The organism is Streptomyces sp. NPDC057307 (assembly GCF_042667665.1).
In the GTDB taxonomy this organism is placed as follows: domain Bacteria; phylum Actinomycetota; class Actinomycetes; order Streptomycetales; family Streptomycetaceae; genus Streptomyces.
Genome location: NZ_JBHUZM010000038.1, coordinates 18051 through 32467, shown reverse-complemented (window position 1 = coordinate 32467; position 14417 = coordinate 18051). Strand labels below are relative to the sequence as shown.

The 14417-nt window shown below is 70.7% G+C and carries 13 protein-coding genes and 3 tRNA genes; 9 read left to right on the top strand and 7 right to left on the bottom strand.

All coding sequences use genetic code 11. The features are described 5' to 3' along the window. Positions 1–110: 110 nt before the first annotated feature. From modA to ACFUN8_RS16455, 3 genes are all read right to left on the bottom strand, one after another. Positions 111–932: a molybdate ABC transporter substrate-binding protein gene (gene modA / locus ACFUN8_RS16465; RefSeq protein WP_383637126.1), complete on the bottom strand. Its 822-nt coding sequence runs from the start codon at positions 930–932 to the stop codon at positions 111–113. A 66-nt stretch (positions 933–998) separates the two neighbouring features. Further along, the gene (locus ACFUN8_RS16460; RefSeq protein WP_383637123.1) at positions 999–1397 is read right to left on the bottom strand and encodes a molybdopterin-binding protein; all 399 of its coding nucleotides are present in this window, start codon (positions 1395–1397) and stop codon (positions 999–1001) included. A gap of 103 nt (positions 1398–1500) precedes the next feature. Continuing rightward, on the bottom strand, positions 1501–2004 hold the full coding sequence (locus ACFUN8_RS16455; protein WP_383637120.1) for a molybdopterin-dependent oxidoreductase: 504 nt from the start codon (positions 2002–2004) through the stop codon (positions 1501–1503). Between the two features lie 193 nt (positions 2005–2197). Here ACFUN8_RS16455 and ACFUN8_RS16450 point away from each other — a divergent pair, with 193 nt between their 5' ends. Beyond that, complete coding sequence (locus ACFUN8_RS16450) at positions 2198–2698, top strand: GNAT family N-acetyltransferase (RefSeq protein ID WP_383637117.1); 501 nt, start codon at positions 2198–2200, stop codon at positions 2696–2698. A gap of 133 nt (positions 2699–2831) precedes the next feature. On the opposite strand, the gene ACFUN8_RS16445 is transcribed toward ACFUN8_RS16450, so the two are convergent. Continuing rightward, positions 2832–3506: a ferritin-like domain-containing protein gene (locus ACFUN8_RS16445; RefSeq protein ID WP_383637114.1), complete on the bottom strand. Its 675-nt coding sequence runs from the start codon at positions 3504–3506 to the stop codon at positions 2832–2834. 43 nt (positions 3507–3549) lie between these two features. On the opposite strand from ACFUN8_RS16445, the gene ACFUN8_RS16440 reads away from it, so the two are divergent. The 4 genes from ACFUN8_RS16440 to ACFUN8_RS16425 are packed head-to-tail and all read left to right on the top strand — an operon-like array spanning position 3550 to position 7752. Further along, positions 3550–4326 (top strand): (5-formylfuran-3-yl)methyl phosphate synthase, encoded by a 777-nt coding sequence (locus tag ACFUN8_RS16440; protein ID WP_383637111.1) that lies wholly within the window; start codon positions 3550–3552, stop codon positions 4324–4326. A gap of 8 nt (positions 4327–4334) precedes the next feature. After that, positions 4335–5738 (top strand): aldehyde dehydrogenase family protein, encoded by a 1404-nt coding sequence (locus ACFUN8_RS16435; RefSeq protein WP_383637108.1) that lies wholly within the window; start codon positions 4335–4337, stop codon positions 5736–5738. Beyond that, entirely contained in the window at positions 5735–6841 is a 1107-nt protein-coding gene (locus ACFUN8_RS16430) for an NAD(P)-dependent alcohol dehydrogenase (protein WP_383637105.1), read from the top strand. The genes ACFUN8_RS16435 and ACFUN8_RS16430 overlap by 4 nt, the downstream gene beginning before the upstream one ends. 2 nt (positions 6842–6843) lie before the next feature. Further along, positions 6844–7752 carry a class I SAM-dependent methyltransferase gene (locus ACFUN8_RS16425; RefSeq protein WP_383637103.1) on the top strand — a complete coding sequence of 303 codons (909 nt, stop codon included), beginning with the start codon at positions 6844–6846 and terminating at the stop codon, positions 7750–7752. A gap of 236 nt (positions 7753–7988) precedes the next feature. Here the strand turns inward: ACFUN8_RS16425 and ACFUN8_RS16420 are convergent. The 3 genes from ACFUN8_RS16420 to ACFUN8_RS16410 all read right to left on the bottom strand — a co-directional run bounded on the left by ACFUN8_RS16420 (position 7989) and on the right by ACFUN8_RS16410 (position 8489). Further along, positions 7989–8062: transfer RNA gene (locus ACFUN8_RS16420), tRNA-Ile, on the bottom strand. A gap of 276 nt (positions 8063–8338) precedes the next feature. After that, positions 8339–8411 (bottom strand) — tRNA-Asn (locus ACFUN8_RS16415). Positions 8412–8416: 5 nt separating this feature from the next. After that, positions 8417–8489, bottom strand: a tRNA-Asn gene (locus tag ACFUN8_RS16410). 202 nt (positions 8490–8691) lie between these two features. On the opposite strand from ACFUN8_RS16410, the gene ACFUN8_RS16405 reads away from it, so the two are divergent. From ACFUN8_RS16405 to ACFUN8_RS16390, 4 genes are all read left to right on the top strand, one after another. Further along, positions 8692–8988: a YtxH domain-containing protein gene (locus tag ACFUN8_RS16405; protein ID WP_383637100.1), complete on the top strand. Its 297-nt coding sequence runs from the start codon at positions 8692–8694 to the stop codon at positions 8986–8988. A gap of 77 nt (positions 8989–9065) precedes the next feature. Next, entirely contained in the window at positions 9066–10517 is a 1452-nt protein-coding gene (locus ACFUN8_RS16400; RefSeq protein ID WP_383637097.1) for an FGGY family carbohydrate kinase, read from the top strand. 158 nt (positions 10518–10675) lie between these two features. Further along, positions 10676–12409 carry an ABC transporter ATP-binding protein gene (locus tag ACFUN8_RS16395; protein WP_383637094.1) on the top strand — a complete coding sequence of 578 codons (1734 nt, stop codon included), beginning with the start codon at positions 10676–10678 and terminating at the stop codon, positions 12407–12409. Continuing rightward, on the top strand, positions 12409–14343 hold the full coding sequence (locus ACFUN8_RS16390) for an ABC transporter ATP-binding protein (RefSeq protein WP_383637091.1): 1935 nt from the start codon (positions 12409–12411) through the stop codon (positions 14341–14343). Before ACFUN8_RS16395 ends, ACFUN8_RS16390 begins: the two co-directional genes overlap by 1 nt. Positions 14344–14417 lie beyond the last annotated feature (74 nt).

The window sequence follows — 14417 nt, the reverse complement described above, 5'->3', positions numbered from 1 at the left end:
CTCCTGCGGGCTGCTTCGGTCCGCCGCGCCGGGCGGGCGGTCGGCCGCCGGACCGCCGGCCGCCCCCACCCGCCCTCTCACGCAAGCGAGTTGACGTGGGTTGACGCGGGTTACGGCTGCTGGAAGCCCGCGTCCTGGAGGAGCTTCTGCGCCTCGGGGGTGCTGAGCCACGCGACGAACGCGGCGGCCGCCTCGGCGTGTTCGGACGTCTTGAGCGTGGCGGCCGGGTACTCGGCGACGGCGTTCTGCGCGTCGGGGATCTCGATCGCGTCCACCTTGTCCGTGGCGGTGGCCGCGTCCGTCTTGTAGACGATTCCGGCGTCGGCCTCGCCGAGTTCGACCTTGCTGAGGACGGCGCGGACGTTCGGCTCCTCGGAGACCGGCTTCACATCGATCTTCTGCGCGTCGAGGACCTGCTCGCTGTACCGGCCGACCGGGACCTCGGGCGCCGCGAGGACGACCTTGAGCTTGGGGTCGGCGAGGTCCTTGAGGTTCTCGATCTTCTCCGGGTTGCCCTCCTCGGTGGCGATGACGAGCCGGTTCTTGGCGATGACGGCCGGGGTGCCGGTGTCGCCCTTCAGACCGTCCATGGTCTTGGTGTCGGCGGTGACCAACGCGTCTGCGGGGGCGCCCTGTTGGACCTGCGCGGCGAGTTCCTGCGAACCGGCGAAGGAGAACGTCACCTTGGTGCCGGGGTTCTCCTTCTCGTACGCGGCGCCCGCCGTCTTGAAGACGTCGGTGAGCGACGAGGCGGCGAGAACGGTCAGGTCCGCCTTGGGGGCGCCGGTGGCGGTGGCCGACTCGGTGGACTTGGCACCGGTGTCACTGTCGTCGCTGTCGTCGCCGCCGCACGCGGTCAGCGGGACGAACAGGGCCGCGGTGAGCGCGGTGGCCGCGGCGCGACGCGCGGCGGTGCTGAGGGTGAAGGACATGAGGGTGAGGACTCCCTGGAAGGCGGAAAGCTGAGGCGGGGCGGAGAGGCTGATCTGCGAAAAGGGTCAGGTGCGGTCGATGTGCACGCTGGTCGACTTCACGCGGGCGGTGGCCTGCATGCCGACCTCGAAGCCCAGCTCCTCCACGGCCTCCCTGGTCAGGAGCGAGACGAGCCGGTGCGGCCCGGCCTGGATCTCGACCTGGGCCGCGACGTCACCGAGCTTCACGGCGGTGACGATGCCGGGGAACGCGTTGCGGGCGGAGGTGTACGAGACCTCCTCCTCACCGCCGTTGCCGCTCTGGCCGACCTCGACCGAGAACGCGGCCAGGTCGCGGCCGTCGATGAGCCGTCGCCCGCCCTCGTCGCGATGGGTGGCGACCCGGCCGGCGTCGGCCCATCGACGGGCGGTGTCGGTGCTGACGCCCAGCAGGCGTGCCGCCTGACCGATTGTGTAGGACTGCATGCGCGGAAAGATAGGCCGCCAGCCTCGCATTTGCAAGGCTTGAGGTGATTATCCATGGCAGATGCGCGTCCCCTTGGATGAACCCCCAAGGCCGGGGACCGGCTCACACGGGCACAGGAGCCGGATCGGGAACGAGGCGGGCGCCGACCCAGACGCTGGTGATCGCGCTGATGTAGCGCGCCCCGCAGCGGTCGGTCGGCACGACGAGCTGACTGCCCACCAGGTCCAGCGCCACGCCGTCGAGCGTGGTGGCGAGCAGGGCGGGCACAGCGCCGAAGTCGGGGTCGATCTCGCCCCAGGACAGCACCGTGTGATGACCGTCCCCACCGGTGACGGCCAGCAGGAAGCGGGAGCGGTCCCGCCGGCGCCGTACGTCGAAGTCCGGCCGCGCGTCGGCGACGACCTCACGCAGGAGCGGCCCCTCGAAGGTGTGATGCCGGGGCCCGCTGCTCGCGCACTCGAAGACGACGTCGGCGCGGTGCTGCTCCCAGCCCTCCCGCAGATCGGCGACGCTCAGCGTGCCGGGACGTCCCACCTCACCGAGCAGGGCGAAGGCCCCGGCGCGTACGGAAGGAAGGCCGCCGGGTGGTGTCTTGAGTCGGCCCATCGAATCTCCCCCTTCGAACGGCGCACGCGCGACACCGCGACGGGGTGATGCCCGCCGGGCGGGCAGCGGAATCATATCTGCGGGCCTTGGGGCGGCTTTCACCTTGCTTCTGCGGGCGTGGGGCAGGGAATCACTCGCGAATGCGCGCCGTCGGCCGGGCCGCTCTCCGGCAGGTCACCGCAGACTTGTGGGCATGGTGCGTCTGCGGGTTCTCACGGCGAACGACTGGCCTCTGTGGCGTGAGGCGCGGCTCGCCGCGCTGGCCGAGGCGCCGCACGCGTTCAAATCCCGGCTCGGGGACTGGCGGCGGGGCGGGGAGGAACGGTGGCGTGCGCGTCTGGCGGCTCCGGGCACGTACAACGTCGTCGCGTCGCTGAACGGCCGAACCGTCGGCATGGCGAGCGGCGTGCCCGGGGACAGCGGTGTGTGCGAGCTGAGGTCGGTGTGGGTCGGCCCCGAGGCGCGAGGTCTCGGTGTCGCGGACCGGCTGATCGCCGCGGTCGAGACATGGGCGCGGCGGTCGGGTGCCACGACGCTGCGGCTCGCGGTGATCCCGGGCAACGAACCGGCCGCCGCGCTGTACCGCCGTAACGGCTTCGTCCTCACCGACGAGCGGGGGGACCTGCTGTCCGACGGCGTGACCACGGAGCGGGTGATGACGAAGAGGCTCCGGCCGGTCCCGAAGGACGACTGACCGGGGCGACGGGCCGGGGCGACGGGCCGGGGCAAGTGGGCCGGGTGCGAGCGGGGACGCGCACCTGACCCGGATTCCGGCGGGCCCCGTGTGGTCGAAGGGCGACGGGCCGCCGGGTCGGACCACGGACGGGTCAGACGGTCAACAAGGTCGGGCTGGCCGCCTTGTCGGTGCCGATGAAGGTGTCCGGCACCGGGTACTGCCCCAGCACGTAGTGCAGGATCGCCGCGTGCATGGCCTCGACCGGGGCGATCGTCGCCGCGGTGTTGATCCGGCCCGCGCTCTTGACGTTGAACGTCGCGAACACGTACGTCTGCGCCGCCTGGTCCTCCAGTTGCGGCGCCGGCTTCGCCACTCCGGGCACGTGCTTGACCTGGCCCAGCGCCTTGGTGACCGCGTCCTGGTTGGACAGCGGAACGTCGGTGATCGTGGGCTTGCCGGACGACGCCAGGACCGCGTTCCACGCGCCCGCGTGGTCCTTGTGCTGCGCCATCGCCGTCTGCGCGAACGTCGTGAACGTCGGCGGTACGGCGCCGAGCTTGCCCGCCGCGGCCGCCTTGAGAGCCGCGTCGTACGCGCCCACGGCCTGGTTCTCCAGGGCCACCGCCAGCGCGACGACCAGCAGGTCGCCGGCGCAGGCACAACCCCCACCGCGCCCGGCAGCAGGCCCGCACCGCCCTCCGCCGTCTCGCGCCGGGGGCGTGGGGAGTTGAGGGCAGTGACCCGGGTGATTCTCCGCGCGCCCTGCCACGGGTCCCGGCCCCCGGAAATGATGAGCGGACCGCACGTGATCCAGACGACTCCGCATACCTGCCCCGCGGCAGGCCGACCTGCGGTGGAAGGAATCCACGTTGTTGCTTCTCATCTCTCCCGACAGTGTCGAAGAAGCCCGCGACTGTGTGAAGGCGGCGGAACACCTCGACATCGTCGATGTCAAAAGACCCGCCGAGGGCTCGCTCGGCGCCAACTTCCCCTGGGTGATCAGGGAGATCCGTGACGCGGTCCCGGCGGACAAGCCGGTGTCCGCCACGGTCGGAGACGTACCGTACAAGCCCGGCACGGTGGCCCAGGCGGCACTCGGCGCGGCTGTCTCCGGAGCCACGTACATCAAGGTCGGCCTCTACGGATGCGCGACGCCCGAGCAGGCCGTCGAGGTCATGCGAGGGGTCGTCCGGGCGGTGAAGGACTTCCGGCCGGACGCGTTCGTCGTCGCCTCGGGCTACGCCGACGCCCACCGGATCGGCTGCGTCAACCCGCTCTCGCTGCCCGACATCGCCCGCCGGTCCGGCTCGGACGCGGCCATGCTGGACACCGCGATCAAGGACGGGACGCGGTTGTTCGACCACGTTCCGCCCGACGTCTGCGCGGAGTTCGTCAGGCTGGCCCACGAGGCCGATCTGCTCGCCGCCCTCGCGGGCAGCGTCAAGGTGGGGGACCTCGGAGTGCTGACCGGCATCGGCACGGACATCGTGGGGGTACGCGGGGCGGTCTGCGAGCGGGGCGACCGCGATACGGGACGGATTCAGCCGCATCTGGTGGCAGCCTTCCGGGCGGAGATGGACCGGCATGCCCGGGAACACGCGGCCACCAACACCGTCACCGTCACCGCCGTCAACGCCGCGAGCTGACCGCCGGCATGCCGACAAGCCGGCCCGGTCACGCGGCAACCAGCCGTGGTGAGCGCTTCACCGTCCTCGATCCGGCCACGGGCAAGGGCTTCGCCGAGGCTCCCGACCAGCGGCCGGACGAGTTGGACGCAGTCGTCGAGCGGGCTCACCGAGCCTGGCTCGGCTGGCGGTCCGACCCCCTCGCCCGCTCCAAGGCACTGCTCACGGCGGCCGACGCCGTGGCGGCGGCCGGGGCCGACCTCGCGCCCCTGCTCACCCGTGAACAGGGCAAACCCCTGGCCGAGTCGTACGCGGAGGTCGCCCGCACGGCGGCCCGCCTGCGCTACTTCGCCGAACTGACCCCCGAGTCCCAGAAGATCACGGACGGCCGGCCGGTACGCGGCGAGATCCGCTGGCGACCGCTCGGGCCCGTCGCCGCGATCGTTCCGTGGAACTTCCCCCTCCAGCTCGCGTCCTCGAAGTTCGCGCCCGCGCTCGCGGCGGGCAACACGGTGGTGCTCAAGCCCTCCCCGTACACGCCCCTCGCCACCCGGCTGCTGGGCTCGGTCGTCGCCGCCGCCCTCCCCGAGGACGTATTGACGATCGTCACCGGTCACGAACCTCTCGGCGCCCGCCTCGCGTCCCACCCGGGGATCCGTCATACGACCTTCACCGGCTCCATACCCACCGGACGGGCCGTCGCGGCCTGCGCGGGCGCCTCGCTCGCGCGGGTCACCCTGGAGTTGGGCGGCAACGACGCCGCCATCCTGCTGGACGACGTGGATGTGGAGCGGATCGCGGAGCGGCTGTTCTGGGCGGCGTTCCGCAACTGCGGGCAGGTCTGCATGGCGGTCAAGCGGGTCTACGCCCCGGCCAGGCTCCACTCGCGGGTGGTCGAGGCGCTCGCGCAGTACGCCAGGACCGTCGTCGTCGGGGCCGGGCTCGACGCGGGCTCGCAACTGGGGCCGGTCAACAACGCCCCTCAACTGGCCCGGGTCGAACAGTGCACGGCACGGGCGTTGGCGGACGGCGCCCGAGCCGTGACCGGCGGCCACCGGCTGGACCGGCCGGGCTACTTCTTCGCCCCGACCATCCTGACCGATGTCCTACCGGCCAGCTCCGTGGTGACGGAGGAACAGTTCGGCCCGGTCCTGCCGGTGCTGCCGTACAGCAGCCTCGACGAGGCGGTCGACGCGGCCAACGACACGCGCTTCGGACTGGGCGGCTCGGTATGGGGCACCGACCTCGACCGGGCCGAGGCGGTGGCCGACCGGCTGGAGTGCGGGACGGCGTGGATCAACCACCACGCGGAACTGTCCCTCGCCCAGCCCTTCGCGGGCATCAAGGAGAGCGGCGTCGGCGTCGCGGGCGGGCCGTGGGGGCTCTACGGAAACCTCAGACCGTTCGTCGTGCACCGCCCGGAGGAGGCGTGAGGAAGTTCGGCGCGGCGGTACTGCGCTCGTACGAGAGCCCTTTCGCCCTTGAGGAGGTGATCCTGCACTCGGGACCGGCCGACGGCGAGATCCTGGTCAGGATCGCGGGCTGCGGGCTGTGCCGGACCGATCTCGCGGTCCGCCGTTCGGCCGGCCGCTCCCCGCTGCCGGCCGTGCTCGGCCACGAGGGGGCCGGGGTCGTGGTGGAGACGGGCGGCCCCGACACCGGCCTGAGCGTCGGCGACCATGTCGTGCTGAGCTTCGACTCCTGCGGACGCTGCCGGAACTGCGTGGGCGCGGCCCCCGCCTACTGCGACTCCTTCGCCTCGCTCAACCTCTTCGGCGGGCGCGAGGAGAACGCGGCACGGTTCACCGACGCGGCCGGGGGTGGACTGGCTCCCCGGTGGTTCGGTCAGTCCTCGTTCGCCGAGTACGCGATGGTCCCGGCCCGCAACGCCGTACGCGTGGATCCCTCGCTGCCTCTCGAACTGCTCGGACCGCTCGGCTGCGGTTTCCTCACCGGCGCCGGAGCGGTCCTCAACTCCTTCGGCGTCGGCCCCGGCGACACCCTCGCGGTCTTCGGCGCGGGAGCGGTGGGCCTGGCGGCGGTGATGGCGGCAACCGCCGCCGGGGCGGTGACCGTGGCCGTCGACCGGCACCCGGAACGGCTGGCCCTCGCGGAACGGCTGGGCGCGATCCCGCTGCACGCCGCGCGGGCCGGCCCGCCCGACCTGCCCGACCGTGTCCGGCGACTGACCGACGGCGGCGCGCGGTACGCGCTGGACACCACGGGCTCCGCCCGGCTGATCAACGACGCACTCCTGGCCCTGCGCCCGACCGGCCGCCTCGGCCTGGTGGCCCGGCTCCACACCGCGCTGCCGCTGGAGCCGGGGACGCTGGACCGGGGCCGGGGAATCTTCCACATCTGCGAGGGCGACGCGGTGCCGGGACTGCTGATCCCACGGCTGACCGGACTCTGGCAGGCCGGGCGGTTCCCCTTCGACCAACTGATCCGCACCTACCCACTCGCCGACATCAACGAGGCCGAACGCGACTGCGACGCGGGCCGTGTGATCAAACCCGTCCTGATCCCGGAAGGATGAGCATGACTGACACAGCGCATCGGAGCACCGGTACGGAAGGCGTGGCGGGGGGCGTCGGACTGACCGCCCTCCTGGTCGCCGCGGCACGGGCGATCGAGACACACCGCCACGACAGCCTGGCGCAGGACGTCTACGCGGAGCACTTCGTCCGAGCCGCACCGGCCTCCGCGGGCTGGCCGGTCCATCTGGACCAGGCCGCCGACGGGGACGCGAACCCGCTGTGGGGCCGTTTCGCACGCTACTTCGGCCTGCGGACGCGGGTCCTGGACGACTTCCTGCTTCAGTCGGTGCATACGGGAGGTGCCCGCCAAGTGGTCCTGCTCGGGGCCGGGTTGGACGCGCGGGCCTTCCGGCTCGACTGGCCTCCCGGCTGCGTGATCTTCGAGATCGACCAGGAAAGCGTGCTGGCGTTCAAGCACGAGGTGCTCGGCGGGCTGTCGGCCGTCCCGAAGGCGACGCGCGTACCGATCCCGATCGACCTGCGCGCCGACTGGGTCGGCGCGCTGGCGAACGCCGGCTTCGACGCGGCCGCACCGACCGCCTGGCTGGCCGAGGGGCTGCTGTTCTACCTGCCCATCACGGCCGAGACGTATCTCATCGACACGGTGGACCGGTTGAGCGCGGGGGGAAGCGCTCTGGCGTTCGAGGTCAAGCTGGAGAAGGACCTGCTGGACTACCGCGACAGCCCGCTCTATGTCTCCACGAACGACCAGATCGGTATCGACCTGCTCAGTCTGTTCGACGGCGAGCCGCGGCCCGACTCGGCGGGTGATCTGCGCGGCAAGGGCTGGTCCACATCGGTCCACACCCCCTTCGACTTCACCCGCCACCACGGCCGCGGCCCGCTGCCGGAGCGGAACGACGCGCTGGAGGGCAACCGTTGGGTGTTCGCGAACAAACCCCGGCCCTGACGCGTCCGTCGGGCGGCGAGCGCCCCTGCCTGGCCCGAGGGCCCTCGTGGGCGGGGTTCCGTGGCGTTCGAACCCGGCCACGCATCCGCTGAACGAGTTCACGTTCCTTGATCGCGTAACTCTCGGGGCGAGCAGGGGGCGAGCAGAAAGGCCCCGGCGTGTCCTCCACGCTTGGGGCCTTGGTCCGTGCATTCTGTTCTCGCAGGTGAAAACGTTTCGTCACCTGCGCCGCGCGGTGGGGCGGGTGGGACTCGAACCCACGGCCGACGGATTATGAGTCCGCTGCTCTAACCGGCTGAGCTACCGCCCCTAACGGCGCGTCGCGCACATTTGTGCGCGCCGTCTGCCGCAGCATAGCCGCTCATACGATCTCCTGCCTCGGATGGTCGACAACGCCTGACCATGAGGACTTCGTCCCGCGTCGGCCGGTTCCAGGAACCCCGAAGATCACCCGGAAGACGGTCCTTGAACCGTGCCCGAAGCGTCCCCGGACCGTTCAAGCGCCGTCGGCGGCGGACGCGGGCACAGGAAACCGGCGGACGCGGGCACAAGAAAGAGGACCCCGAGGGGTCCTCTTCCGTGCTTGCTCTCCCGGCTGGACTCGAACCAGCAACCCTCCGGTTAACAGCCGAATGCTCTGCCAATTGAGCTACAGGAGATCGCGCTCCCCCGACTGGACTCGAACCAGTAACCTGCCGGTTAACAGCCGGCTGCTCTGCCAATTGAGCTACAGGGGATTGCTGCGTATGCACCGAACGTACCCACCCCGGCTCTGCCGGGCGGCGGACGTTCGCTGCGACACATACATTAGCGCAAGCAGGGGGGTGCTCCGCCAATCGGTATCCCGCCGGGTCACACTGGGTGATCTCGGGCCTGGGGGGTAGGCGGACGTCACGGCTCAAGGTCCGATGCCAACGAACTAACGAAGGGTGGCAGGCCATGCGGCGCCTCACGTTCATCGCGGGACTGGCTGTCGGTTACGTACTGGGTACCAGGGCCGGGCGCGAGCGCTACGAGCAGCTCAAGAAGTCCGCCAACCGGATCTCGCAGAACCCGGCCGTGCGCAACGCCGCAGAGACGGCGGCGCTGTCCGGGCGTGAGTACGCGGGCAAGGCGTACCACTCGGTGAGCGACAAGGTCGGGGACAAGGTCCCCGGGTCCGTCGCCGACCGGGTCCGGTCGCTGCGCTCGCGCAACCACAACGGTGAGGACGACTGGGGGACCACCAACACCTGACCCGCCGCGCCGGGTGTCCGGCGCCCGGAGCGGTCCCGGACACCGCCGTAGCTTCGCGCGTGCGGCAGAATCGTGCCATGGGAATAGTCGCCGGGTTGGACAGTTCGTCGGGTTCCACGCGCATCGTCGTGTGTGACGCGGACACGGGTGCCGTGCTGAAGCAGGGATACGCGGCGCATCCCGTGGAGGCCAAGGCCACCGAGGTCGATCCGCAGGTCTGGCTGCTGTCGCTCGGCGAGGCCGCGGGCGGCGGGCTGTTGGAGGGCGTGGAGGCCATCGGTGTCTCCGCGCAGCAGCACGGGCTCGTGCCGCTGGACCACTCCGGCAATCTCGTACGCCCCGCGCTGCTCGGCAACGACAAGCGCGCGCAGGTCGCCGCCGCCGATCTGATCGACGCGCTCGGCGGGCGGCAGGCTTGGGCCGAGGCCGTCGGATCGGTGCCGCAGTCCGGTCAGCCGGTGGCGAAGCTGCGCTGGCTGGCGCGGCACGAACCGGACGCGGCGCGGCGTACGGCGATGGTCCTTCAGCCGCACGACTGGCTGGTGTGGCAGTTGCTCGGCCGGCCGGCCCGGCGGACGACGGACCGGGGCGCGGCGTCTGGTTCCGGTTTCTGGTCGGCCCGCACGGGTGCGTACCGGCCGGATCTGATGGAGCTGGCGCTGGGTCACCAGGCGGCGCTGCCGGAGGTGCTCGGTCCGGCCGAGGCCGCCGGGACCACCCCCGAGGGGCTGCTGATATCCGCCGGTACGGGCGAGACCATGGCCGCCGCCTTCGGGCTCGGCGTGGGGATCGGTGACGCGGTCGTGTCGTTGGGCGCCTCCGGGTCGGTGATGACCGTGCACCACGAGGCGCTGGCGGACCCGTCCGGGATGATCACGTCGTTCGCCGACGCCACGGGGATGCATCTGCCGGTCGTCCACACGCTCAACGCCGTACGGGCCCTGCGCGGCACGGCGGAGCTGCTCGGGACCGAGGACCTGGACGAGCTGTCGGCGCTGGCGCTCAAGTCCACGCCGGGTGCGTCGGGTCTGGTGTTCCTGCCCTATCTGGAGGGCGAGAAGACACCGCAACTGCCGCATACGGCCGGCACGTTGACCGGTCTGCGGCGTGAGTCGATGAAGCCGGAGCATCTGGCGCGGGCCGCGTTCGAGGGGATGCTCTGCTCACTGGCCGACGCGATGGACGTGGTGCGCGGGCGCGGGGTCGAGGTGCGGCGGGTGTTCCTGCTGGGGGCGGCGGCCGGGCTGCCCGCCGTGCAGACGTGCGCGCCGGGGATCTTCGGGGCGCAGGTCGTCGTGCCCGAGCCGGCCGAGTACGCGGCGCTCGGTGCGGCGCGTCAGGCAGCCTGGGCGCTGGGTGTCTCGAAGAACACACTGTCCCCGCACAGCCCGCCCGACTGGCGCGGAGCGGCGGCGCAGGTCTTCGAGCCGGGCGAGGACGCGGCGGTCGGCGCGGCGGTGCGGCAGCAGTACACGGCCGCCCGCGAGCAGATCCATCCGGGCGCCTTCTCGGCGGCGCCGGGGGTGTAGGGAGTGCGGGCGGTGCGGGAGCGGGGCCTTCCGGAACGACCTCTCCGGTATGACAGTCGTTCTTGACCGGTCTTTTGTGGAAAACCCTTGGGTTCCGGTGGCCGGAGTGCCGCAGGATGGGTCCGACCCCCGATCTTGCCGAGCCCGAGAGACAGCACGTGCTGCTACGACTACTCAGAACGCATCTGGTCCCCTACAAGAGAGCCATCGGCCTGCTGGTGGCGCTCCAGCTGCTGCAGACCTGCGCCACCCTCTATCTGCCCACCCTCAACGCGGACATCATCGACAACGGTGTCGTGAAGGGGGACACGGGCTACATCATGGAGTTCGGCGGTCTCATGATCGCCGTCAGCGTCGCCCAGGTCTTCGGCCAGATAGGCGCGGTCTACTACGGTGCGCGCACCGCGTCGGCCCTCGGCCGTGACGTGCGGGCCGCGATCTTCGACCGGGTGCAGAGTTTCTCCGCCCGCGAGGTCGGGCAGTTCGGGGCGCCGTCGCTGATCACGCGTACGACCAACGACGTCCAGCAGGTCCAGATGCTGGTGCTGATGTCGTTCACGCTGATGGTGTCGGCCCCGATCATGTGTGTCGGCGGCATCGTGATGGCGCTCGGCCAGGATGTCCCGCTGTCGGGCGTGCTGCTCGCCGTCGTGCCGGTCCTCGGTATCTCCGTGAGCCTGATCGTGAAGCGGATGCGCCCGCTGTTCCGCACCATGCAGACGCGGCTCGACACGGTGAACCGGGTGCTGCGCGAGCAGATCACCGGCAATCGCGTCATCCGGGCCTTCGTCCGGGACGAGTACGAGAAGGAGCGGTTCAAGGGCGCCAACACCGGTCTCACCGAGATGCAGTTGGCGACCGGCCGGCTGATGGCGCTGATGTTCCCGGTCGTGATGACGGTCGTGAACGTGTCGTCGGTCGCCGTCGTCTGGTTCGGCGCGCACCGCATCGACAGCGGCGGGATGCAGATCGGCGCGCTGACCGCGTTCCTCGCGTATCTGATGCAGATCGTGATGGCCGTGATGATGGCCACCTTCATGTTCATGATGGTGCCGCGCGCCGAGGTGTGTGCCGAGCGCATCGAGGAGGTGCTGGACACCAGGTCGAGCGTGGTGCCGCCGAAGGATCCGGTGCGGATGCTGCGCCGGCACGGTCATCTGGAGGTGCGGGGCGCGGAGTTCCGCTACCCGGGGGCCGAGGAGCCGGTGCTGCGCGCGGTGTCACTGACGGCGCGACCGGGCGAGACGACCGCCGTCATCGGCTCGACCGGCAGCGGCAAGTCGACCCTGCTGGGGCTGGTGCCCCGGCTGGTCGACGCGACGGCCGGCGAGGTGCTGGTGGACGGCGAGGACGTACGCGGTCTCGATCCGGTCCTGCTGGCCAAGACGGTCAGTCTGGTGCCGCAGAAGCCGTATCTGTTCTCGGGAACGGTGGCGACGAATCTGCGGTACGGCAATCCGGACGCGACGGACGAGGACCTGTGGCACGCGCTGGACGTGGCGCAGGCCAAGGAGTTCGTCGCCGACCTGGAGGGCGGGTTGAACGCGCCCGTCGCGCAGGGCGGCACGAACGTCTCCGGTGGGCAGCGTCAGCGTCTCGCGATCGCGCGCACGCTGGTGCAGCGGCCGGAGATCTATCTGTTCGACGACTCGTTCTCCGCGCTGGACTACGCGACGGACGCGGCGCTGCGCGCCGCCCTGTCCCGCGAGACCGCCGAGGCGACGGTGGTGATCGTCGCCCAGCGGGTGGCGACCATCCGCGACGCCGACCGGATCATCGTCATGGACGAGGGCCGGGTGGTCGGTGAGGGGCGTCATCACGAGCTGATGGCCGAGAACGAGACGTACCGGGAGATCGTGCTCTCCCAGCTGACCGAGGCGGAGGCGGCCTGATGAGCGGTCCTGGTGGACGCATGATGGCGGCCGGCGCGGGTGCTCCTACGCAGCGGTCGATGGACTTCAAGGGGTCGAGCAAGCGGCTGCTGCGGCAGTTGGCGCGCGAGAAGGTCACCTTGTGGTGGATGCTCGCCGCGGGTGTGCTGAGCGTGGCGGCGTCGGTGGTCGGCCCGAAGATACTCGGCTCGGCGACCGACCTGATCTTCGCGGGTGTCGTCGGCCGTCAGACGCAGGGCGGTGTCAGCAAGGCGGACACCGTCTCGCGGCTGCGGGAGGAGGGCGACGGCGGGCTCGCCGATCTGCTCTCCGGGGTGGACTTCACGCCGGGGCAGGGCATCGATTTCGACGCGGTCGGCCGGGTGCTGCTGGTGGCGCTGGCGGTGTATGTGGCGGCGGGGCTGCTGATGCTGGTCTCGACGCGGCTGTCGATCCGGGTCATCAATCTCACGATCTACCGGATGCGTGAGGACGTACAGGCCAAGCTGTCGCGGTTGCCGCTGTCGTACTTCGACCGGCAGCAGCGCGGTGAGGTGCTGAGCCGGGCGACGAACGACGTCGACAACATCTCGCAGACGCTCCAGCAGACGATGGGCCAGCTCATCAACTCCCTGCTGACGATCGTCGGTGTCCTGGGGATGATGCTGTGGATCTCGCCGCTGCTGGCGTTGGTCGCGCTGATCACCGTGCCGCTGTCGGTGCTGGTGGCGACGAAGGTCGGCAAGCGCTCGCAGCCGCACTTCGTGCAGCAGTGGAAGTCCACGGGCACGCTGAACGCGCATGTGGAGGAGATGTACACGGGGCACGCCCTGGTGAAGGTCTTCGGGCGGCAGGACGAGTCGGCGCGGGCGTTCAAGGAGCAGAACGACGCGCTGTACGAGGCGGGTTTCAAGGCGCAGTTCAACAGCGGGGTCATGCAGCCGCTGATGTTCTTCATCTCCAATCTGAACTATGTGCTGGTGGCGGTCGTCGGCGGGCTGCGTGTCGCGTCGGGCACGCTGTCCATCGGCGATGTGCAGGCGTTCATCCAGTACTCCCGCCAGTTCTCGATGCCGCTGACGCAGGTGGCGTCGATGGCCAACCTCGTCCAGTCCGGGGTCGCGTCCGCCGAGCGGATCTTCGAGCTGCTGGACGCGGACGAGCAGGAGAAGGACGCGCCGTCCGCGGAGCGGCCGCACGAGCTGCGGGGACGGGTGGCGCTGGACAACGTGGCGTTCCGCTACGACCCGGACAAGCCGCTCATCGACGACCTGTCACTGTCGGTCGAGCCCGGTCAGACGGTCGCGATCGTCGGCCCGACGGGTGCCGGCAAGACGACGCTGGTCAATCTGCTGATGCGGTTCTACGAGGTGACGGCCGGGCGGATCAGTCTGGACGACATCGACATCGCGACCATGTCGCGTGAGGACCTGCGGTCCCGAATAGGCATGGTCCTCCAGGACACGTGGCTGTTCGGCGGCACGATCGCGGAGAACATCGCGTACGGCGCGGCGCGCGAGGTCACCCGGGAGGAGATCGAGGAGGCGGCGCGGGCGGCGCACGCGGACCGTTTCATCCGGACGCTGCCCGACGGGTACGAGACCGTGATCGACGACGAGGGGTCGGGTGTCAGCGCGGGCGAGAAGCAGTTGATCACGATCGCGCGGGCCTTCCTGTCGGACCCGGTGATCCTGGTGCTGGACGAGGCGACCAGTTCGGTGGACACCCGTACGGAGGTGCTGATCCAGAAGGCGATGGCCCAACTGGCGCACGGGCGGACGAGCTTCGTGATCGCGCACCGGCTGTCCACGATCAGGGACGCGGACGTGATCCTGGTGATGGAGAGCGGCGCGATCGTCGAACAGGGCACGCACGAGGGGCTGCTGGCGGCGAAGGGCGCGTACGCGCGGCTGTACGCGGCGCAGTTCGCGCAGGCGGTCGCGGAAGTGGACTAGGGTCCGGCGGACTTTCGGGAGTCTGTGCCGGACGGGTCGCGTGCGCGGCCCGTCCGGTTCCGTCCGGGCCGGCG